At 72.1% G+C, this 18,203-nt stretch carries 21 protein-coding genes and 2 pseudogenes; 13 read left to right on the top strand and 10 right to left on the bottom strand.

From position 1 onward, the window contains the following. Positions 1–506, top strand: a 506-nt coding sequence (locus tag AXK61_RS16165) for an IS5 family transposase (protein WP_156485698.1), incomplete at its 5' end; no start/stop codon positions are given. Here the strand turns inward: AXK61_RS16165 and AXK61_RS16160 are convergent. After that, positions 507–752, bottom strand: a pseudogene (locus tag AXK61_RS16160) (SRPBCC family protein); the annotation flags it as partial. It abuts the gene before it with no gap. 137 nt (positions 753–889) lie between these two features. On the opposite strand from AXK61_RS16160, the gene AXK61_RS16155 reads away from it, so the two are divergent. Next, the gene (locus AXK61_RS16155) at positions 890–2,056 is read left to right on the top strand and encodes a zinc-binding dehydrogenase (protein ID WP_068569762.1); all 1,167 of its coding nucleotides are present in this window, start codon (positions 890–892) and stop codon (positions 2,054–2,056) included. An 11-nt stretch (positions 2,057–2,067) separates the two neighbouring features. Next, complete coding sequence (locus AXK61_RS16150; protein WP_068746341.1) at positions 2,068–2,919, top strand: exodeoxyribonuclease III; 852 nt, start codon at positions 2,068–2,070, stop codon at positions 2,917–2,919. On the opposite strand, the gene AXK61_RS16145 is transcribed toward AXK61_RS16150, so the two are convergent. Genes AXK61_RS16145 through AXK61_RS16130 form a run of 4 tightly spaced genes read right to left on the bottom strand, consistent with a single transcriptional unit; the run spans position 2,883 to position 6,556 of the window. Next, positions 2,883–4,052, bottom strand: a complete 1,170-nt coding sequence (locus AXK61_RS16145) for a cation:proton antiporter (RefSeq protein WP_068746340.1) — start codon at positions 4,050–4,052, stop codon at positions 2,883–2,885. The genes AXK61_RS16150 and AXK61_RS16145 overlap by 37 nt on opposite strands. A 9-nt stretch (positions 4,053–4,061) precedes the next feature. Continuing rightward, positions 4,062–4,571 (bottom strand): hypothetical protein, encoded by a 510-nt coding sequence (locus AXK61_RS16140; protein ID WP_068746339.1) that lies wholly within the window; start codon positions 4,569–4,571, stop codon positions 4,062–4,064. Positions 4,572–4,596: 25 nt separating this feature from the next. Further along, the gene (locus tag AXK61_RS16135; protein WP_068746338.1) at positions 4,597–5,736 is read right to left on the bottom strand and encodes an alpha-hydroxy-acid oxidizing protein; all 1,140 of its coding nucleotides are present in this window, start codon (positions 5,734–5,736) and stop codon (positions 4,597–4,599) included. A 22-nt stretch (positions 5,737–5,758) separates the two neighbouring features. Next, complete coding sequence (locus AXK61_RS16130) at positions 5,759–6,556, bottom strand: alpha/beta fold hydrolase (RefSeq protein ID WP_068746337.1); 798 nt, start codon at positions 6,554–6,556, stop codon at positions 5,759–5,761. Positions 6,557–6,632: 76 nt separating this feature from the next. Between AXK61_RS16130 and AXK61_RS16125 the strand changes: the two genes are divergently transcribed. Beyond that, complete coding sequence (locus AXK61_RS16125) at positions 6,633–7,076, top strand: flavodoxin domain-containing protein (protein ID WP_068569768.1); 444 nt, start codon at positions 6,633–6,635, stop codon at positions 7,074–7,076. Between the two features lie 65 nt (positions 7,077–7,141). Here AXK61_RS16125 and AXK61_RS16120 read toward each other — a convergent pair whose 3' ends face one another. From AXK61_RS16120 to AXK61_RS16105, 4 genes are all read right to left on the bottom strand, one after another. Then, the gene (locus tag AXK61_RS16120; protein WP_068569769.1) at positions 7,142–7,639 is read right to left on the bottom strand and encodes a DUF4395 domain-containing protein; all 498 of its coding nucleotides are present in this window, start codon (positions 7,637–7,639) and stop codon (positions 7,142–7,144) included. Between the two features lie 57 nt (positions 7,640–7,696). Next, positions 7,697–8,116 carry a MarR family winged helix-turn-helix transcriptional regulator gene (locus AXK61_RS16115; protein WP_068746336.1) on the bottom strand — a complete coding sequence of 140 codons (420 nt, stop codon included), beginning with the start codon at positions 8,114–8,116 and terminating at the stop codon, positions 7,697–7,699. 6 nt (positions 8,117–8,122) lie between these two features. Next, positions 8,123–9,658, bottom strand: a complete 1,536-nt coding sequence (locus AXK61_RS16110) for a flotillin family protein (RefSeq protein WP_068569771.1) — start codon at positions 9,656–9,658, stop codon at positions 8,123–8,125. Positions 9,659–9,720: 62 nt separating this feature from the next. Continuing rightward, on the bottom strand, positions 9,721–10,254 hold the full coding sequence (locus tag AXK61_RS16105) for an NfeD family protein (RefSeq protein ID WP_197466830.1): 534 nt from the start codon (positions 10,252–10,254) through the stop codon (positions 9,721–9,723). Between the two features lie 114 nt (positions 10,255–10,368). Here AXK61_RS16105 and AXK61_RS16100 point away from each other — a divergent pair, with 114 nt between their 5' ends. Then, the gene (locus tag AXK61_RS16100; protein WP_068746334.1) at positions 10,369–11,745 is read left to right on the top strand and encodes an MFS transporter; all 1,377 of its coding nucleotides are present in this window, start codon (positions 10,369–10,371) and stop codon (positions 11,743–11,745) included. After that, positions 11,735–12,151: a MarR family winged helix-turn-helix transcriptional regulator gene (locus tag AXK61_RS16095; RefSeq protein ID WP_068746333.1), complete on the top strand. Its 417-nt coding sequence runs from the start codon at positions 11,735–11,737 to the stop codon at positions 12,149–12,151. The genes AXK61_RS16100 and AXK61_RS16095 overlap by 11 nt, the downstream gene beginning before the upstream one ends. Here AXK61_RS16095 and AXK61_RS16090 read toward each other — a convergent pair. Further along, the gene (locus tag AXK61_RS16090; RefSeq protein ID WP_068746332.1) at positions 12,095–13,696 is read right to left on the bottom strand and encodes a DUF4407 domain-containing protein; all 1,602 of its coding nucleotides are present in this window, start codon (positions 13,694–13,696) and stop codon (positions 12,095–12,097) included. The genes AXK61_RS16095 and AXK61_RS16090 overlap by 57 nt on opposite strands. A gap of 168 nt (positions 13,697–13,864) precedes the next feature. On the opposite strand from AXK61_RS16090, the gene AXK61_RS16085 reads away from it, so the two are divergent. From AXK61_RS16085 to AXK61_RS16060, 7 genes and pseudogenes are all read left to right on the top strand, one after another. Continuing rightward, on the top strand, positions 13,865–14,155 hold the full coding sequence (locus AXK61_RS16085; protein WP_068746331.1) for a YiaA/YiaB family inner membrane protein: 291 nt from the start codon (positions 13,865–13,867) through the stop codon (positions 14,153–14,155). Positions 14,156–14,193: 38 nt separating this feature from the next. Continuing rightward, the gene (locus tag AXK61_RS16080; protein ID WP_068746330.1) at positions 14,194–14,832 is read left to right on the top strand and encodes a TetR/AcrR family transcriptional regulator; all 639 of its coding nucleotides are present in this window, start codon (positions 14,194–14,196) and stop codon (positions 14,830–14,832) included. After that, positions 14,829–15,605, top strand: a complete 777-nt coding sequence (locus tag AXK61_RS26070) for a glycosyltransferase (RefSeq protein ID WP_414930005.1) — start codon at positions 14,829–14,831, stop codon at positions 15,603–15,605. Before AXK61_RS16080 ends, AXK61_RS26070 begins: the two co-directional genes overlap by 4 nt. Then, entirely contained in the window at positions 15,487–16,062 is a 576-nt protein-coding gene (locus AXK61_RS25455) for a glycosyltransferase (RefSeq protein WP_414930004.1), read from the top strand. The genes AXK61_RS26070 and AXK61_RS25455 overlap by 119 nt, the downstream gene beginning before the upstream one ends. Further along, a pseudogene (locus AXK61_RS16070) lies at positions 16,017–16,142 on the top strand (ATP synthase subunit c family protein); the annotation flags it as partial. The gene AXK61_RS25455 and the pseudogene AXK61_RS16070, both read left to right, overlap by 46 nt. 160 nt (positions 16,143–16,302) lie before the next feature. Beyond that, complete coding sequence (locus tag AXK61_RS16065) at positions 16,303–17,160, top strand: NAD(P)H-binding protein (protein ID WP_197466829.1); 858 nt, start codon at positions 16,303–16,305, stop codon at positions 17,158–17,160. Beyond that, complete coding sequence (locus AXK61_RS16060) at positions 17,157–18,200, top strand: zinc-binding dehydrogenase (RefSeq protein WP_068746328.1); 1,044 nt, start codon at positions 17,157–17,159, stop codon at positions 18,198–18,200. Before AXK61_RS16065 ends, AXK61_RS16060 begins: the two co-directional genes overlap by 4 nt. Positions 18,201–18,203: the final 3 nt, after the last annotated feature.

Raw genomic sequence — 18,203 nt, 5'->3', positions numbered from 1 at the left:
CGCCTGATCACGCGGTCGGCCGCTCTCGCGGTGGGCTCTCGACGAAGATCCACCAGCTCGTCGACGGTAACGGACTGCCGCTGGTCACTCTGCTCACGGCCGGTCAGGCCGGTGACTCACCGATGTTCCTGCCATTGATGAACCTGCTGCGTGTCGGCCGGACGCGAGGCCGGCCACGCACCCGCCCGAACGCTGTCCGCGGCGACAAGGCCTACTCATCGCGGGCGATCCGTGCTCACCTGCGAGCGCGCGGGATCAAGGCCGTCATCCCCGAACCCGACGACCAGAAGGGACACCGCAAACGGCGCGGCTCCCGCGGCGGGCGACCCGTCTCGCTCGATACCGCCGACTACCGCAACCGCAGCGTCATCGAACGCCGCTACTGCCACACCAAGCAATGGCGCGGCCTCGCCACCCGCTACGACAAGCACGCCGTCAACTACCGCGCAGCAGTCGTTCTCAACGCAGTGATCGCCTGGTCGAAAGCTTTGTCAGACACGCCCTAGGCGGCCCTCGTCGAATTCGACGATGTGGTTCTCCCGCACCTGACCGTTCGTGAGGAGCGTCCGGAAGACGTCCCCCGTCGCGCGGACCCGCTGGCCCGGAGCGGATTCCGCGAGGTTGTCGTTGCCGTCCCACTCGGGCTGGCGAGCCGGATCGGCGATCAGTTCGAACAGGAGGTCCGCCGGGGCCGCGATGTCGCGGGAGGCGGAGACGATGCGGGATTCTTCCGATGCGCTCACGACTGCCATCGAACCAGGTCCACCCGCATCGTGCCCAGCGTTGCGATCACGGTGCATGCAGGACGGCGCCGCACACGGCGCAGCTGTGTCGGACGCCGCACGGCCGGCGGTCCGGTACTCGCCCACGACAGTTTATTCTCGGATGTATGAAAGCTGTCGTGGTCAACGAAGGCAACCTCACCGTCGAGGACGTCCCCTCGCCCAGCCCCGCCCGCGGCCAGGTGCTGCTCGACGTCACCCGGACCGGGATCTGCGGATCCGACCTGCACGCCCGTCACCATGCCGACCTCGTCGCCGACCTCGCCGCCAAGGCCGGGTACGACGATTGCATGCGCACGGACCAGCGCATCGTCATGGGGCACGAGTTCGTCGGCACCGTCGCCGAGTACGGCCCCGGCTGCCGCAAACGCTGGCCCGTGGGCACGCGCGTGGTGTCCCTCCCGACCGTCATGGTGGGCAGCGAACCGCAGCTCGTCGGGCTCTCGGAGCGCGCCCCCGGCTCGTACGCGGAGCAGGTGCTGGTCCAGGAGTCGATGACGATGCCCGTGCCGGACAAGCTGTCCGACGAGGAGGCCGCACTCACCGAGCCGATGGCCGTGGCCTGGCACGCGGTGCGCCGCGCCGAGGTCGGCCGTGGCCGGACCGCGATCGTGATCGGCTGCGGGCCCATCGGACTGGCCGTGATCTCCATGCTCCGCGCGTCGGGCGTGAAGAAGATCATCGCGAGCGACTTCTCCCCCGGCCGGCGCGCCCTCGCGAAGCAGATGGGCGCCCACGTGGTGGTCGATCCCCGCGAACAGCAGCCGTGGGAGGCCTACAAGCAGCCCCGCAACGAGATCCGCAGGGCGAGCGACCTGTTCAAGCTGGGCGTGAGCACCATGGACAAGCTGACGCTCGTCCCCGGCCCGGTGCCGTGGTGGCACGTCTTCCGCCTGGCGGACCGGATCGGCGAGACCCCGTCGGGTCCCGTGGTCTTCGAGTGCGTCGGTGTGCCCGGCATGATCAACTCGATCATCGAGGCCGCGCCGCTGCGCACCCGCGTGGTCGTCGTGGGCGTGTGCATGGAGCCCGACCAGATCATGCCCGCCCTGGCCGGGAACAAGGAGATCGAGCTGCGGTTCGCCTTCGGCTACGACCCGGGCGAGTTCCACGACACGCTCCACATGATGGCCGAGGGCAAGGTGAACGTGAAGCCGCTGGTCACCGGCACCGTCGGCCTCGAGGGCGTGGAGGCCGCCTTCAGTGCGCTGGGTGATCCCGAGGTCCACGCGAAGATCCTCATCGACCCGTCGAGCACGGTCGCGGCGCCCTGACCCGCGCTCCGCTGCGGGTCGCGGCGTTCAACGTCAACGGGATCCGGGCGTCCCGGCGGCGCGGCTTCGACGCGTGGCTCGCGGGCCGCGGGCTCGACGTCGTCGCGCTGCAGGAGCTGCGCTGCCCGCCCGACGAGGTGGGCGACTTCCCCGGCTACCACGCGGCCGTGGACTGCGGCTCGGTCCCCGGGCGCAACGGCGTCGCGATCCTGACGCGGGAGGCACCGTCGGCCGTGCGGACCTGGGCGTCGCATCCGCCGCGCGCCCGCGGGCTGCGTGAGTTCGCCCACGAGGGCAGGTACGTGGAGGTCGATCTGCCGGGTCTGACGGTGGCCTGCCTGTACCTGCCCAAGGGCGGCGTGCCCGCCCATCTGCAGCGGCCGGGCAACATGCGCGACAAGCCCGACGGGGGCGCGAAGTTCGACCGCAAGATGCGGTTCCTCGGCGCCTTCGCGCGGGAGCTGGGCCGAGGCCGTCGCGCCGCGCTCGCCGCGGGTCGCGAGTTCCTCCTGCTCGGCGACCTCAACCTCGCGCACCTGCCCCACGACGTGACGAACTGGCGCCCCGCCCAGAAGATGGAGGGCTTCCTCCCTGAGGAGCGCGCGTGGCTCGACGCGCAGCTCGGCCCACGGACGCTGGTCGACGTGGTCCGTGCCCTGCACGGCGACCGGCCGGGCCCGCTGTCGTGGTGGAGCTGGGCCGGTGAGTCCTTCACCAAGGACGTCGGCTGGCGGATCGATCACCACCTCGCGACGCCGAAGCTCGCACGGGCGGCGCTGTCGGTCGTCGTCGACAAGGAACCCTCGCCGGATCAGCGCCTGTCCGATCACGCACCCGTCGTCGTGGAGTACGCCTTCCCCTGACTCCCGCCGGCCGTACCGGCCCTCCCCGCCGCCAGCGCGGCACCGGTGATCGTCAGCAACGCGCCCAGGATCAGTGCCGACCCCTCGCCCGGGGCGAGCACGTGCAGTTGTTCGCCGACGGTGACCGCCGCGACCGGGACGCCGATCTGGGCCGCGGCGAGCACGCCGAGCGGCACGGGCTGCCCGATCGCCCGCATCACGACGTGCGCGACGATCGCTCCGAGCCCCAGGGCCAGTCCGACCGCGATGAACTTCGGGTGCGCGACGAGGTCCCGCAGGTCGATGCGGGCGCCCAGCCAGACGAAGAAGAGCGGCGCGAAGAAGCCCTCTTCGATCGCGAACAGCTGCTTGGCAACGCGGCGGGGCTCGCCCACCGCGGCCACGGCGAGCCCCATCGCGAATCCGGCGAGCATCACGGAGACGTGCATCCTCGTCGCGACGGCCGCGAGCAGGAACAGCCCCACGAGGCTCACCCGGAGCTCGACGGCGAACCGTCGTTCCTCCGAGACCTCGTGCACCCGCTTGCGCCACCCGCGCTCCTCGGCGAGGCGCATCAGCAGGTAGAGCACCACGGCCGCAGCACCGACCGCGAGCGCGCCGACCGCCGCGCGACCGGCCGTCGACGGGTCGATCACCAGGGGCAGTGCCACGACGCAGACGGTGTCGGCGATCGCCACCTGCGCGGTGAGCGCCAGGATCGGCTTCCCGGTGAGCCCGGCGGAGTCGATGATCGGCAACACCACGGCCGCCGACGACGAGGCCATGAGCACGGCGTACAGCGGTGCGTGGCCCGTCCCGAACGCGGTGGCGAGCCCGGTCCCGAACACCGCCGCGACGACGCCGACGATCACCGCCCGCAGCGTGCCGGCCCCGAGCGCGGACCGCACCGCCGGATCCCGTACCGGTACGTGCGTGCCCGCCACGAACATCACGAGGGCGAAGCCGATGTCGGCGAGGAAGGTGAAGGTCGGCTCCGAGGCGTCCAGAACGCGGAATCCGGTGGCCCCGAACGCGACGCCCGCCACGAGCGGCCCGACGATCGCGGGGATGTGCCACGACTTCCGCAGCGCGAGCACGGGTCCCAGCAGCCCCAGCGCGGTGACCAGCGCGAGCGTCGAGAAGGTGAAGGTCATGGGAGGAAGCTACTCCTGGCGTACCGCCAGGAACGCTCGCAGCTCACGGGGCGTGGCCGATTTCCGAAGAAGGTCCTCTTCCTCGTCGTCGAGCACGCAGACGATGCCCGACGGAAAGGTGCCGTCGGCGACCAGTTCGGCCTTCGCCCGCCGCATCGCGCCGAGCAGCGCGTACCCGTAGCGGGCGTGCGCGACGTCCCAGTCCTGCTCGTCGAGGCCCTCGGCGAGCTCGTTGAGCCGGTCCTGCCACGCGTCCAGCGGCGCCCGCCGTGCCCAGCCGTCGTCGGATCGGGGCCACGCGGGCGGGTCCCAGAGCTCGCGCGGGGGAACGGATTCGACGGTGCCCAGCGCCGGGTACGGCAGCAGGATCGGTCCGGTGCACTCCGCGTAGAAGATGGTCAGGACGTAGGCGTAGGGCAGCTCACCGTCTGCCTGGTAGACCAGCGCCCGCGCCACGGTGCGCAGTTCCGCGCAGATCGCGTCCTCGAAGCCGAACCAGTCGAAGGCGGCGTCGGTCACTGCTTCGGTCCGAGCCCGGCGCCGGTCACCGCCGCACGACGTGCAGGTCGGCGAGCGTGGTGAGGCAGTCCGCGGCCATGGTCAGGTCGGCCTCGGCGAGCATCGACCGGACGACGTGCTCGACACCCTCCTGGCCGCCGATCGACAGGCCGTAGACGTACGGGCGCCCGATACCGGCCAGGGTCGCGCCGAGGCCGACGGCGCGCAGGACGTCGACGCCGTCACGGATGCCGCTGTCGAAGGTGGTCGGCAGCCCGGTCTCGAGCACGCCCTCGAGGTGGCCGATCGCGGGCAGCCCGCCGTTCGCCTGCCGGCCGCCGTGGTTGGAGCAGGCGATCGCGTCGACGCCCTCGGCGGCCGCCCGGCGGGCGTCCTCGGCGTGGCAGATGCCCTTGAGGATGATCGGCAGGTCGGTGGTCCTGCGGATCCGGGCCACGTCGTCCCAGGAGAAGGTGGGCTTGCTGAACAGCGACGACCACACGATCCCGGCGTGCAGCGGCGGCGGGTTCTCCACCCCGCAGAGCTCGATGAACCGGGGGTCGCTGAGGTAGTTGGCGAGGCACCGTCCGCGCAGGAACGGGATGTAGCCGTTGCGGAGATCGCGGGGGCGCCAGCCGAGGCTGCCGGTGTCCAGGGTGATGGTCAGCGCGTCGAACCCGGCCTTGTCGGCGCGGCGCACCAGGCTGTCGGTGAGCTGATCGTCCTTGGTCGGGTACAGCTGGAACGCCGCGAAGGAGTCGCCGCGCGCGTCCGCGACCTCCTCGAGCGTCGCCTCGGCGAGGGTGGAGTACATCGCGGCCACGCCGAGGGCGTCGGCGGCGCGAGCCACGGCGAGATCGCCGCCCTCGTGCACCAGTCCGTTCACGCCGACGGGGCAGAGCACGACGGGGGCCTCGAGCTCTGCGCCGAGGAAGGTCGTCGAGAGGTCGCGCACGCTGCGGTCGCGGAGCATCCGCGGGACGAAGCCGTAGCGCCGCAACTCGGTGACGTTGACGTCCTGCGTGGTCTCGTCACCGGCGCCGCCGCGCACGTAGTCGAAGGTGGCGGGGTCGAGGACCTGCTGCGCGCGGGCCTCGAGGTCGTCGAAGGTGTAGGGGAAGCGGCGGTGCTTCGCGAGCAGCCCCTCCGCGTAGATGCCGTCCTGGAAGCTGCCGAAGTCCGCCATGGAGGGACCGTAGCAGTGCCGGTCAGGGCGCGGTCAGGAAGTCCAGGGCGTCGACGGTGGCCTTCGGCTCCTGCACGTGGTAGCCGTGCCGCATGCCCGGGTAGACGCGCAGCCGCGCACCGTCGATCCCGTCCCGCAGGATCGTTGCGTTCTCGGCCAGGCACATCCGGTCCTCGGCGCCGTGCAGGATCAGCGTGGGCGCCTCGATCCACGGGAGGGCCTTCGCGGCGTCGTGGTCGGTGCTGGCCGCGAAGTGGGCGCGCTGCGCGGGCAGCGACCGGGGCCGGGCGAGGATCGCCTCGGCGGCCTCGGGATGTCCGTCGAGCCAGTCGGGGGTGAAGAACAGCTCGAGCAGGGCGCGCCGGTCGGAGCGGACCAGGATGCGGAGCACCTCGCTGGGACGCGCCACCCCGTGGGCGTCGCCGACGGTGGTGGCGCCGAGGATCAGCCGGCGCACCCGGTCGGGGTGGTCCGCGGCGAGCCACTGCCCCGCCCGGCCGCCCATGGAGAAGCCGTAGACGTCCACCCGGTCGCCGATCGCGCCGGCGGCCCGGGCCGCGTCGAGCACCGCGAGAGCGTCCTCCGCGCAGTCCCGGGTACTCCAGCGGCGCGGGAACGCGTCGTCGCTGTCGCCGATGCCACGGTGGTCGAAGGTGACGACCGGCCCGGCGGCCCGGAACTCGTCGACCACCGGATCCCACGACGATCCCGCGAGCGCCTGACCCGCGAACAGGAGCACTCCGGGCCCCGTCGCGCCCGGCGCCGCGGGGCGGACGGTGTAGGCGAGCCGGGCACCGTCGGACAGGGTGGCGTGAGGCATGCGGCCAAGACTAGGACGTCACATCGCAGCGACGCCGCTCACGGTGCCGCCCCGCGATCGCCTAGAATCACATCCCATGTCTGTTCACATCTTCTACGGTTCCTCGACCGGCACCGCCGAGGGCGCCGCGAACGCCATGTTCGACGTGTTCGCCAAGGCCGGCTCCGTCGAGCTGCACGACATGATGGACGGCGAGATCGACGCGCTGGATCCCGCGGACTTCCACGTGTTCTCGTGCGCCACCTACGGCGAGGGCGAGCTGCCCGCCGGTTCGACCGAGTTCTTCGAGGAGCTGCTCGAGGCCGCTCCCGACCTCACGGGCCTGCGCTTCGCCGTGTTCGGCCTGGGCGACACGATCTACGTCGACACCTACAACGCCGGTGGCAAGACCATCGTCAAGCACCTGACCGGCCTGGGCGCCACCCAGGTGGGCGACCGCTTCGAGCACGACAACTCCGGCACCGACGACGTGGACGAGAAGGCCGTCGAGTGGGCCGAGGAGATCGTCGGCCAGATCTGAGCCACCCCTGACAGTCGAACGCCGCCGCGGAGAAATCCGCGGCGGCGTTCTTTCGTCGGTCCCTGCTACCGGGGCACGGTCAGGGTCGGCGGGGTCGTGTTCACGCCGGCGCACGCCTCACAGACGGACGCCGGGATCACACCCCGCCGCTGCAGCCACCCGAACACGATGCAGCCCAGGCACAGACCGAGCGCCGACTCGAGCAGCGCGGCGACGACCAGCAGGCCGAGCACGATCTGCGCCGCGAGGTGGTTCCCGGTGAGGAAGAGCACCAGCGCCACCGTCGAGAAGACGAGGCCGATGGTCTGCGCGAACCGCTTCGGCGGGCCGGGCACGAGCTTGGCCGGGCCGAGGCGCGGGGCGATGACGTGCACGGAGAGCCGGCCGAACGGCGAGTACCGGGGTCCGCCCGCGACGCGCAGCGCGAAGCCGACGGCCAGCGCGGCGTACAGCCACCACTGTCCGGCGACGATCGTGACCACCGCGAGGACGACGACGAGGGCCGCGGTCGCACGGGCCGCGTACTCGTTGACGGGGTTCGGGAAGGAGAAGAGACCACTCACGCCGCCGAGATTATCGCCGGACCGGGGCGCCGCCCAGAGTTGCGCTCGCGATGATTCTCATCCGCCGGCCAGCCGCAGGAGCAGCGGGATGGAGCCGCGCAGCTGTGCGGCCTCGTCCGCGGTGAGGTGCTTGCCGCCGGTGTCCACGAGCCACGCGTCCTGCACGGCGTCACGGGCGTGGAGCACGGCGCGCCCGCGATCGGTGAGGGCGACGGGCCGCCGTCGGCCGTCGGAACCGTCGGCGTCGCCCTGCAGGAAGCCCCGCCGCCGCAGGTCCGTGATCGCGGCGGACACGTTCGAGCGCTTCATGTCCAGGCGGTCGCCGATCGCCGTCGGGAAGGCCTCGGGCCCCAGCGCCTCGACGGTGGCGAGGACGAACAGCTCGGAGCCGCGCAGCCCCGCGGCGGGCAGCCGCCGGAGTCGTTCCTCCAGCAGGCCCACCGCGAGGCGCAGGGCCTCGGCGTCGCCGGGCTTCACGGCGCGCTACTCGTCGTCGACGGTGCCCGCCACCGACTCGGCCGGTTCGACCGGTGCCGGCGCCGCGCCGTCGAGCAGCTTCGAGAGGTCGATCCCCTGCGCGCGCAGGGCCGCGACGATCGACGCGATGGACTGCGCGGAGAGGCCGAGCAGTCCCCCGGTGGCGTCGCTGCTCCCGCCGCCGATGATGTTGATGCTGTCGATCGCGGCCGTGGCCTCCGACTGGGCGCGGACGGAGCCCTCGATCGTGGCCAGGACCTGCGGCACGAGCAGCAGTCGGGCGGCGTCCGCGTTGTACTGGTTGAACGCCTCGGCCTGGGCCTGCTTGCCCGCGGCGTCGGCGCGCAGCTCGGCCTCGAGCGCTTCGGCCGCGGACTTGCGGGCCGTCGCCTTCGACTCGCCCTCGAGCCGGATCGACTCGGCGTGCACCTCGGCCTGCGCGAGCTTGCCGGCCGCGTCGGCGCGCAGCTCGGCCTCGACGGCGGCCGCGGCCGACTTGCGGGCGTCGGCGGCGGACTCGCCGTCGAGCCGGGTCGAGTTGGCGCGGGCCTCGGCGGTGAGGATCGCGGACTGGCGCTCGCCCTCGGCCCGGGTGATCGCGGCCTGGCGCTGCGCCTCGGCGGGCGCGATGACATCGGCCTCGAGCGCGGCCTCGGCCTGCGCGCGACGCTTGCGCTCCACCTCGGTGCGGGCCTCGATGCGGGCCGCCTCGGCCTCCTCGAGCGCGATGCCGACGTTCTTCTCCGCCTTGGCCTTCGCGAGCGGACCGGCCTGGTCGGCCTCGGCGTTCTGCGCCTCGGTCTGGGCGCGCAGCTGGGCGATGCGCACGTCCCGGCTCTGCTGGGCCTCCGCGATCGCGGTCTCCGCCTCGGTCTGCGCGATCTCCCCGGCCCGGCGGGCGTCGGCGGAGCGGATCAGCGAGTCGCGCTCGGCCTCGGCCTTGCCGATGTCGGCGTCGCGCTTGACCTCGGCGATCCGCTTCTGGCCGAGCGACTCGAGGTAACCGTTGCGGTCCTCGATGCCGGCGATCTTGAGGATGTCGACCTCCATGCCGATGCGGGCGAGGTCGCCGCCGGCCTCCTCCACCACGCCGCGCGCCAGGGCCTCACGGTTGCTGTTGAGGTGCTCGACGGTCATCGTGGCCGCGATGCCACGCAGGCTGCCGGCCAGGATCTCGTTGATCTGGTTCTCCAGCTCCGCCATGTTCGCGGTGAGGAAGCGCTGCGCGGCGGTGCGCGTCATCTCATCGGTGGTGCCGATGCGGACGAGGCCCACGGCCTGCAGTTCGACGGGCACACCGTCGATGCTCCGGGCGTTGCTGAGCGCGATGCGCACCTCGAACGGGCGCAGGGGCATGTAGTCCACGCGCTCGAGTCCGGGCATCTTGAACCGCGCCCCGCCGCGGACGACCTTCATCTCCCCGCGGCCGGTGAAGATGGCCACCTGGTCCGGCGGGGACTTGATGTAGTTGTGGAAGAAGATCCACATCGCCAGCAGGATCACTATCACCGCGGCACCGGCCGCGATCAGAGCCATGATCATGACGTTCCCTCCCTGTTTCGTTCTACGTTCGTTCGTGCGACGTGCCGGCGAGCGGCGACGCGTCAGTCCTGCGTGTTGAGCGGCTGCACCACGAGCCGGTCACCGTCGACATCGACGATGAGCACCGATTCGCCCGGCCGCGCGGACGCCCCCGGGTCGACGAGAACCGCGTTCGTGACGGCGCGCACGGACTCCGAGTCCAGGTAGCGCACCTGTCCCCAGCCGCCCGCGGGGATCTCCATGCTGAGCTCGCCGATGGTGCCGATCGCCGCGCGGAGCCCGGCCACGGTGCCGGTCTGGGAGCGGCGCATGGCCCGGAGCACGAGCATCAGCACACCGTAGGCGACGATGCCCGAGGCTGCGGCGACGATCACCACGGCGGCCAACGGCACCGAGGTTCCGGCGGACAACGGCCAACCGACGACGCCGAACACCCCGACGGCCGCCGCGAGGGCGGGAGCGCTGAGCCACGGCAGGCCGGCATCGGCGTGCGGGCCCCCGATATCGGCACCGCCGATGTCGATGTGCCCCAGGACGATCGACGCGACGAGGACGAGCACGCCCACCACGGCACAGACTGCGAAAACGGTAACCACGGGCGCCTCCTCTGCGCTCGGATCTCCTGATTGCAGTATAGCGAACAATGCGTACAAGGTGTGCGCCACGGAAATCTGTTTCCATCTTATTAGTTGTGGTCATACAATCCTTGTATGCCTACAAGCATTCCGCACCTCGGGCCGCGGCGACGAGCACTGATCCTCGTCGCGTGCAGCCTCAGCCTGCTCATCTCGTCGATGGACGCGACCATCGTCAACGTCGCGCTCCCCGCGATCGGCCGCGACATGACCGCGTCCGTCACCCACCTGCAATGGGTGGTCGACATCTACACGCTCACGCTCGCGAGCCTGCTGGTCCTGTCCGGTGCCACGGCGGACCGGTTCGGTCGCCGACGGATCTTCCGCCTCGGGCTCACGGTGTTCGCCGTGGGATCGCTGCTGTGCAGCCTCGCGCCCACCGTCGAGATCCTGATCGCGGCCCGCGGGATCCAGGCGGTCGGCGGCTCGATGCTGTCGCCGGTCGCCCTCTCGATCGTCACGGCCGTCTTCACCGAGCCCGGCGAGCGCGCCCGCGCGATCGGCCTGTGGGGCGCGGTCGTCGGTGTCTCGACGGCGGTCGGGCCACTGGTGGGCGGCGTGCTCATCGACGCACTCGGATGGCAGTCGGTGTTCTGGGTGAACCTCCCGATCTGCGCCGTGGCGATCGCCCTCACCTACGCGGTGGTGCCCGAGTCCAAGGCCGCGACGCCGCGCAGCATCGATCCACTCGGTCAGCTGCTGGCCATCGCGGTCATGTTCACCGCGGTGTTCGGGCTCATCGAACGCGAGCCGCTGGTCCTGCTCCTGACCGCCGTCGCGCTCGCCGGCTTCATCGCCCACGAACGGCGGCATCCGTCGCCGTTCATCGACCTGCGCTTCTTCCGCAGCATCCCGTTCTCGGCGGCCACGCTCACCGCGGTCTGCGCGTTCGCGGGCTTCGGCGCGTTCCTCTTCACGATGTCGCTGTACCTGCAGAACACCCGCCACTTCTCCGCCGTGCAGACCGGGCTGATGTTCCTGCCCATGGCACTGTGCGTGTTCGTCGCCTCCCCCGTGTCCGGGCGCCTCGTCGCCCGGTTCGGCCCGCGCCCCTCGCTGCTCGGTGCGGGCGTATTGATGACCTGCGCGACGGTCGCGCTGACCGCGGTCGGGCCGACGACCTCCCTGCTGTACCTGGGCATCGTCTTCGCCGTCTTCGGCACGGGCTTCGGGCTCGTCAACGCGCCGATCACCAACTCCGCCGTGAGCGGCATGCCGCTCGATCGCGCCGGAGCCGCGGCCGCCGTGGCCAGCACCAGCCGCCAGCTCGGCGTCAGCCTCGGGGTGGCGATGTCGGGGCTGCTCGCAGGGGCGTCGCTGTGGTGGGCGGCCGCGGGATTCGCGGCGATCGTGGTGATCCTCGCACTGGTGTCCACCGGCGCCCGCGCCGAGCGCTCCCGCGAGCGGATCGCTCCCCTGCTCGCGCCGAAGGAGGCCGCGGATGTCCACTGAGAGCCCCGACGAGGTCTGGAGCCTCCTCGTCCACGCCGTCATCGACAGCCGCTCGGACTGGCGGCGCGCCGTCACGGAGCGCACCGGTCTGCCCTTCAGTCGGCTGCGGGTGCTCAAGCGGCTGCACCGCTACGGGCCGCTCACCCTCAAGGAACTCGCCGCGCTCGCCGACATGGACGCCCCGGCAGCCACCGTCGCCGTCAACGATCTCCAGGCGCGCGGGCACGTCGAGCGGACCGTCTCCGCCGAGGACCGGCGCGCGAAGGTCGTCACCATCACCGACACCGGGCGCGCCGTCGTCGATCAGATGTCGGCGGTCGAGGACCCGGCTCCGCCCGCGATCCGGTCGCTAGCTCCCGGGGAGCTCGCGCGGCTGGCCGAGCTCGCGCGGGCGCTGGCCGGATAGCTCGTCGACGACCTCGTGCGCCACGTCGAGGGGCTCCTCGGCTCGCGCCACGGGATCGCCCACGCGCGCGTCGACCGTCACGACGGGACCCGCGGCACCGTCGGCCGACGGTGCCACCGCGCTCTGCTCGACGGTCCCGACGGTGACCTTCCGGGTGCGCCGCATCGAGAAGGTCACCTCCTCGACCTCCTCGTAGGACTGCTGGACCGTCCGCGTCTGCTGCGCCCCGGGCAGCACGCGGGCCACGAAGGGCGGCACGAGCGGGCGCACGAACCCGGCGATGGTGCGCGCGGCATCGTCGAGCACCGGCGGCACGAACGGGTTCGGCGTGCGCGCGACCTCCCGCTGGGGGACCGCGGGCGCGGCCGCCTCCGTGGCGGGGGCGGGCACGGGCAGGTTCGTCTCGTCGGGCACGGTCGCCTCCTGGGCGGGCTCGGGATCGTCAGTGGCGCTGGTGATCACGGGGATCGGGCCGGTGGGCGTCTCGTCCGCGACGGGCTGGTCCGGCAGGAGCGCGGCGAGGCTCGCCGCCTCCGCGGCGGCGGCGATCGGGAGGAAGTCGTCCTCCGGTGCGCGGCTCGTCGTCACGGGGCCCGACGGTGCCTCCCGCACGTACCGGCGGGCCGTCACGGCCACGGGCTCGAAGCCCGCCGCCTCCAGCGCCGCAGCGTTGTGTGCGACTCCGCCGGGGACCCCGAGAGCCGGCAGCACCTGCGTCGGCTGATCCTGTGCCAGCGCGAGTTCGACCCGCCGCTCCTGGTGGCCGCGGTCGATCGCGAGTTGCGCCGCGGCGGCGAGGCGCTCGCTCTCGAGTTCCTGCCGGTGCCGGATGTCGCGGGTGGTGTCGCCGCGCCACAGCCGCAGGAGCAGCGGTACCAGTGCCAGCACGGCGCACACGAGGTCGATCGCGATCCGCAGGGCCGCCGCGGACAGCGAGTGGGTCGTCACGCCGTTCAGCGCGACCCACCGGGCACCGATCCCGTCGTCTTCGTCGGCGACCGCGGCGTCCCGCGCGGACTGCGCGTCGGACCGCGCGCGCTCGACCCGCGCGTCGAGGGCCGGCGACCGGGCCGCACGGGCGGCGGTCGCCCGGTCGAGATCGGTCTGCGCGGCTGCGAGCCGCTGGTTGGCGGTGCGGGTCTCGGGCCCCTGTCCGGGCACGCCGGTGATCGACGTCTGCGGGCAGGCGGGCCCCGGCCGGTACTCGCAGCGGGCCACGACGAGCGCCTGGTCGCGCCGGGTGGACGCCTCCGTGACGGCGGTGTCGAGCGCGGCCCGATCGGCGCGCGCGGCGTCGAGGTCGGCCTGCGCAGCACGGACGGCGGGCTCGGCGGATGCTGCGGACACGGCGTCGGCCCGCAACCGGTCCTCGATCGCACCGTTCAGTGCGAGCATCGAGACCGTCTCGCCCATGACCAGCCCGATCAGGACCGCCACGAGGAACCGGCTGGGCAGCGCGGCGCGGCGGCCGGGGGCGGCCAGCACGAGGCAGATCGCGCCGCCGACCAGCGCCGCGAGAACCGCGAGGACCAGGACCGTCGACATGCCGCCTCCTTCGCCGCGATAGAACTCCGCCGATCTTCTCTCAGAAACCATCGCAGCCCGGAGCCGCTCACGCCCAATCGTGTGGCCGCTTTCACAGCGCGAAGTACCTGGACGATCCGAGTACTTCTACGCATCCGCGGACGCGCGGCGCGCGGCAGGCTGATGTCCATGACCAGTACAGCAACGGCCCCGAAGCCCACCGCCGCCTTCTTCATCCAGTCCGCCATCGCCTTCGGCGTCTCGGCGGGTTCCCTGCTCGTGGGCGCCTTCTACCTGCCCGTGGACCCGTGGCAGCGCGGCTTCCTGATCGTGGGCGCCCTCTTCCTCATCACCAGCACGTTCAACCTCGCCAAGGTCATCCGCGATCAGCAGGAGGCGAACAGCATCCGCGTGCGGGTGGACGAGGCCCGGCTCGACAAGCTCATGGCGGAGCACGATCCGCTGCGCAGCGTGGGCTGAACATTCCCTTTCTAGACCGCATGGTCTATGTTTAGACCATGCGGTCTAGAGATACGTTCACGTCCGAGCAGCGCCGTGCCCAACTCGTCGACGCGGCGATCGCCGTCATCGCCGAGCACGGTTACCCGGCGGCGTCCGTCGCCAAGATCGCCGACCGTGTCGGGATCGCGAAATCCGTGGCGCTGTACCACTTCCGAACGAAGGACGAGTTGGTCGCGGCCGTCACCGTCGTGGTCTTCGCGGCGGCCGCGGAATACATCGTCCCCGCCCTCGCCGCGGCGGAGACCGCCGCCGGCAAGCTCGCCGCGTACATCCGCAGCAACGCCGCCTTCCTCGCCGAGCACCGCGCCGAGACCGTCGCCCTCCGCGAGATCGCCACCGGCTACCGGTCCGCCGAGGGCCGCCGGTTCGACGAGGCCGTCACTGAGGACACGGCGGCGAACCCGCCGGAGGGCGATCTCGCGCTGCTCGACCCCGCCGCGATCTTCGCCCTCGGCATCGAGACCGGGGAGTTCCGTGCCGACCTCGACCCCGTCCGCGCCGGCTCCGCCCTACGGGGCGCCCTCGACGGTGCCGCGACCGACCTGGCCCGGCTCACCGCGATCGGCGTCACGTACGACCCGATCGCGTACGGCGAGACGCTCGTCGAGATCTTCACCCGCGGAGTGCTCGCATGAGGACCGCGATCCTGGCCTTCGGCACCCGCGGGGACGTCGTTCCGCTCACGGGCCTCGCCCGGCGCCTGCAGTCCGACGGGGCCGAGGTCGTCCTCGCCGCGCAGGCACCGTATCGCGACGAGGTCGTCGGCGCGGGCGTCGCCTACGCGCCGCTACCCAAGGACACCCGGGCCGAGACCCTCGCCTCCCCCGCCGCCCAGGCCCTCGTCGACGGCGCGCGGCCACGGCCGTCGAAGGAGGCGCTCGAGGACATGCGCGAGGGACTGCGCGGTGTCGGCCAGGCGATGGCCGCAGCCGCCGACGGTGCCGACCTACTCCTGCTCGAGGGCCCCGTCGGGGCTCTGCTCGGCCGGCACGTCGCCGCGGCGCTGGGTGTTCCGAGTGCCGGCGTGATATTCCAGCCCGCCTCCCCCACCGGCGATTTCAGCCCGCCGGCGCTCGGCGTGCGCTCGTACGGGCGGCTCGGGAACCGGTTCGTCTGGTGGGCGGGCGGTTTCGCGGAGCGCGTCTACGCGCCGGCTGCCCGCGAAACCCGCACGCGCCGAACGCGCCCGGGCCTGGCCCGTGGTGTACCCCTTCAGCGAGCACGTCCTTCCCCGGCCCGCCGACTGGGCCCCGCACCTGCGCGTCACCGGCTACCTTCGCCCGGAACCCGTGGGAACGCTCGGGCCGGACCTCGAGGACTTCCTGTCCGACGGTCCGCCGCCCGCCGCCGTGACGCTCGGCAGCACCGCGACGGCGAACGGCGCCGCCCTGTCGTCGATCATCGCTGAGGCGACCGCGGCAGCCGACGTGCGGGCCGTCGTGCAGCGCGGCTGGGCCGGGCTCGAGCCGGAGGGCGAGCACGTCTTCGTCGTCGACGAGGTGCCGCACGCCCTGCTGTTCCCGCGGTGCGCGGCCGTCGTCCACCACTGCGGCGCCGGTACCACCGCCGCGGCGCTGCACGCAGGGGCACCGTCGGTTCCCGTGCCCGGGATCATGGACCAGCCCTTCTGGGCGCGGCGCCTGCACCTGTTAGGGGCGGCCACCGCACCGCTCCCCCGGCACGCGCTCACCGTCGACGATCTGACCGCCGCGCTGCGCACCGTCGGCGAGCACCGGGTCGCGGCCGCGGGCCTCGGCGAGAAGCTCCGCGCCGAGGACGGTGCCGGGCGCGCCGCCGCGGCGATCACCGACCTGTTCCACCGAAGGCCCAGTCCCGCCTCCTCACCCCCTTCTTCATCACCGTGAGCCTCGTGGAGGCCGCCTACTTCATCAACCTCGCGTTCATGGCGCTGTTCGTCTTCGCGACGCCCGCCTACACCGGCTGACCGTCCAGACGCCGGACCGATCTCCTGCGGGCAAGGACGAACCGTGCGACGTTCGACGCATGAGTGACGACATGATCCACGACGAGATCGTCGGGGACGGGATCGATCGGCCGGAAGACTTCGCGGCGGCCTTGCAGAATGGGGAACGGGGTGAATGCGCATGACAGGGACGATCCTCGTGACCGGAGCCACCGGCACGGTCGGGCGACGGGTCGTCGAGCAGCTAATTCGCGCGGGTGCACAGGTGCGGGCGACCAGCCGCAGCACCTCGAATCCGTTGCCCGGCACCGGGACGATCCTCGCTGCGGCACCTGCGGACGACCTGCTCGCCGGATGCATCGCGGCCTTCGTGGTGACCCCCGCCCTCGGGCCGGCGCCCGCCGAGCGGCTCCGGGAACTCGTCGGCGCGGCGAACGAGGGCACCGTCGAGCGGGTGGTGCTCCTCTCGACCGCATCAGCGAGCGATCCGCTGAGTCCCACCGGAGCGCATCACCGCGTCCTCGAGGAGACCGCGGCGGAGTTCGCGGGAGCCTTGCATCTTCTGCGGCCGGTACCTTTCGCGCTCAACACGATCCACTGGTGGAGTCCCACGATCCGCGCCGCCGGGTTCGCCGAGGGACCGTACATCGACGTCCCGATGACGCCGATCGATGAGGTCGATGTCGCCGACGTCGCGGCGCGGCTCCTGCTGTCCCGCGACGAGCCGTCCGGGATCGTCGACCTCACGGGCCCGCAGACGCTGAGTTCGCGTGCCCAGATCGGCGTCCTCGCACGGCTCCTCGGCACGCCCATCGCCGTACGCGAGATCACGCCCGAGGACGTGCACAGCCGCCTCAGCGCGGTCGGGATTCCGTCTGCGGCGGTGGAATCACTGCTCCGCTCGTTCAGCCTGGCCGCGGAGCGGCCGGTCAGGGTCTCAGGGGCGGTCGAGCGGATCACCGGCAGGCCGGCGCACACCTACGAACAGTGGGCGGAACGCAACCTCGATGCGTTCCGATGGCCGATGATGGAGGAATGACCGCCACCATGCGCGCACAGCGCTTCCATGCCGATAGCCGGACGATCACCGTCGAGGACGTACCCGTTCCCGAGCCCGGTCCCGGCGAGGTGCTGGTGAAGGTCGCGTTCTGCGGCATCTGCCATTCCGACCTCAGCCTCATCAACGGCACGTTCCCGGCGATGCTCCCGGAGGTCACTCAGGGCCACGAGGCGTCGGGGACCATCGCGAAGCTGGGGCCCGGGGTGACCGGTTGGTCCGAGGGCGACCGCGTGATCGTCGCCGCAGGCCGGCCGTGCACGACCTGCCCGAACTGCCGGCGCGGGAACTTCGCCGACTGCACACAGGTCAAGATCATGGCGTTCGCCTACGACGGTGCCTGGGCGGAGTACACCGTCGCCCAGGCGGCGGGCCTGACGCGGGTCCCGGACAACGTCCCCCTCGAACAGGCGGCGATCCTCGCCGACGCAGTGTCCACTCCCTACGGCGCCGTCGTCCGGACCGGGAAGGTCGGTATCGGCGAGTCCGTCGGCGTGTGGGGTCTGGGCGGGGTCGGTACGCACGTCGTGCAGCTGGCGCGCCTCGTCGGGGCGGCACCGATTGTCGCTGTGGACATCAACCCCGAGGTGCTCGAGCGCGCCCTCGAGCTCGGCGCCGACCACGCCTTCGACTCGCGCGACGAGCAGCTCGGCGCGAAGATCGCCGAGGTCACCGGCGGCCGGGGCCTCGACGTCGCGTTCGACGCCGTGGGCCTCAAGGCGACCTTCGAACAGGCGCTGAGCCACCTCACCGTCGGCGGGCGCCTGATCTCCGTCGGGATGAGCGACCAGGAGCCGACCGTCGGGTCGACGACGATGCTGGGGCTGACCAAGAAGCAGGTGCTCGGTCACCTCGGCTACAAGAACGTCGACATCGAGACCCTCGCGACGCTCGTCTCGCTCGGCCGGCTCGACCTGTCCCGGTCGATCAGCGGGATCGTGCCGCTGGAGGACATCGCGAAGGGCATTGATCAGCTCGAACGCCACGAGGGCAACCCGATCAGGCTGCTCGTGCAGCCGTGACGC

This window comes from Tsukamurella pseudospumae, assembly GCF_001575205.1.
In the GTDB taxonomy this organism is placed as follows: domain Bacteria; phylum Actinomycetota; class Actinomycetes; order Mycobacteriales; family Mycobacteriaceae; genus Tsukamurella; species Tsukamurella pseudospumae.
Note: the sequence above shows the minus strand (reverse complement) of the source record. Positions and strands in the feature narration are given on the sequence as shown.

Coding starts and splice junctions, on each gene's coding strand:
- AXK61_RS16155 (WP_068569762.1), top strand. CDS start 890: ATGAAAGCTGTCGTGGTCAACGAAGGCAACCTCACCGTCGAGGACGTC.
- AXK61_RS16145 (WP_068746340.1), bottom strand. CDS start 4,052: ATGACCTTCACCTTCTCGACGCTCGCGCTGGTCACCGCGCTGGGGCTG.
- AXK61_RS16135 (WP_068746338.1), bottom strand. CDS start 5,736: ATGGCGGACTTCGGCAGCTTCCAGGACGGCATCTACGCGGAGGGGCTG.
- AXK61_RS16130 (WP_068746337.1), bottom strand. CDS start 6,556: ATGCCTCACGCCACCCTGTCCGACGGTGCCCGGCTCGCCTACACCGTC.
- AXK61_RS16125 (WP_068569768.1), top strand. CDS start 6,633: ATGTCTGTTCACATCTTCTACGGTTCCTCGACCGGCACCGCCGAGGGC.
- AXK61_RS16110 (WP_068569771.1), bottom strand. CDS start 9,658: ATGATCATGGCTCTGATCGCGGCCGGTGCCGCGGTGATAGTGATCCTG.
- AXK61_RS16100 (WP_068746334.1), top strand. CDS start 10,369: ATGCCTACAAGCATTCCGCACCTCGGGCCGCGGCGACGAGCACTGATC.
- AXK61_RS16095 (WP_068746333.1), top strand. CDS start 11,735: ATGTCCACTGAGAGCCCCGACGAGGTCTGGAGCCTCCTCGTCCACGCC.
- AXK61_RS16090 (WP_068746332.1), bottom strand. CDS start 13,696: ATGTCGACGGTCCTGGTCCTCGCGGTTCTCGCGGCGCTGGTCGGCGGC.
- AXK61_RS16085 (WP_068746331.1), top strand. CDS start 13,865: ATGACCAGTACAGCAACGGCCCCGAAGCCCACCGCCGCCTTCTTCATC.
- AXK61_RS16080 (WP_068746330.1), top strand. CDS start 14,194: ATGCGGTCTAGAGATACGTTCACGTCCGAGCAGCGCCGTGCCCAACTC.
- AXK61_RS26070 (WP_414930005.1), top strand. CDS start 14,829: ATGAGGACCGCGATCCTGGCCTTCGGCACCCGCGGGGACGTCGTTCCG.
- AXK61_RS16065 (WP_197466829.1), top strand. CDS start 16,303: ATGACAGGGACGATCCTCGTGACCGGAGCCACCGGCACGGTCGGGCGA.
- AXK61_RS16060 (WP_068746328.1), top strand. CDS start 17,157: ATGACCGCCACCATGCGCGCACAGCGCTTCCATGCCGATAGCCGGACG.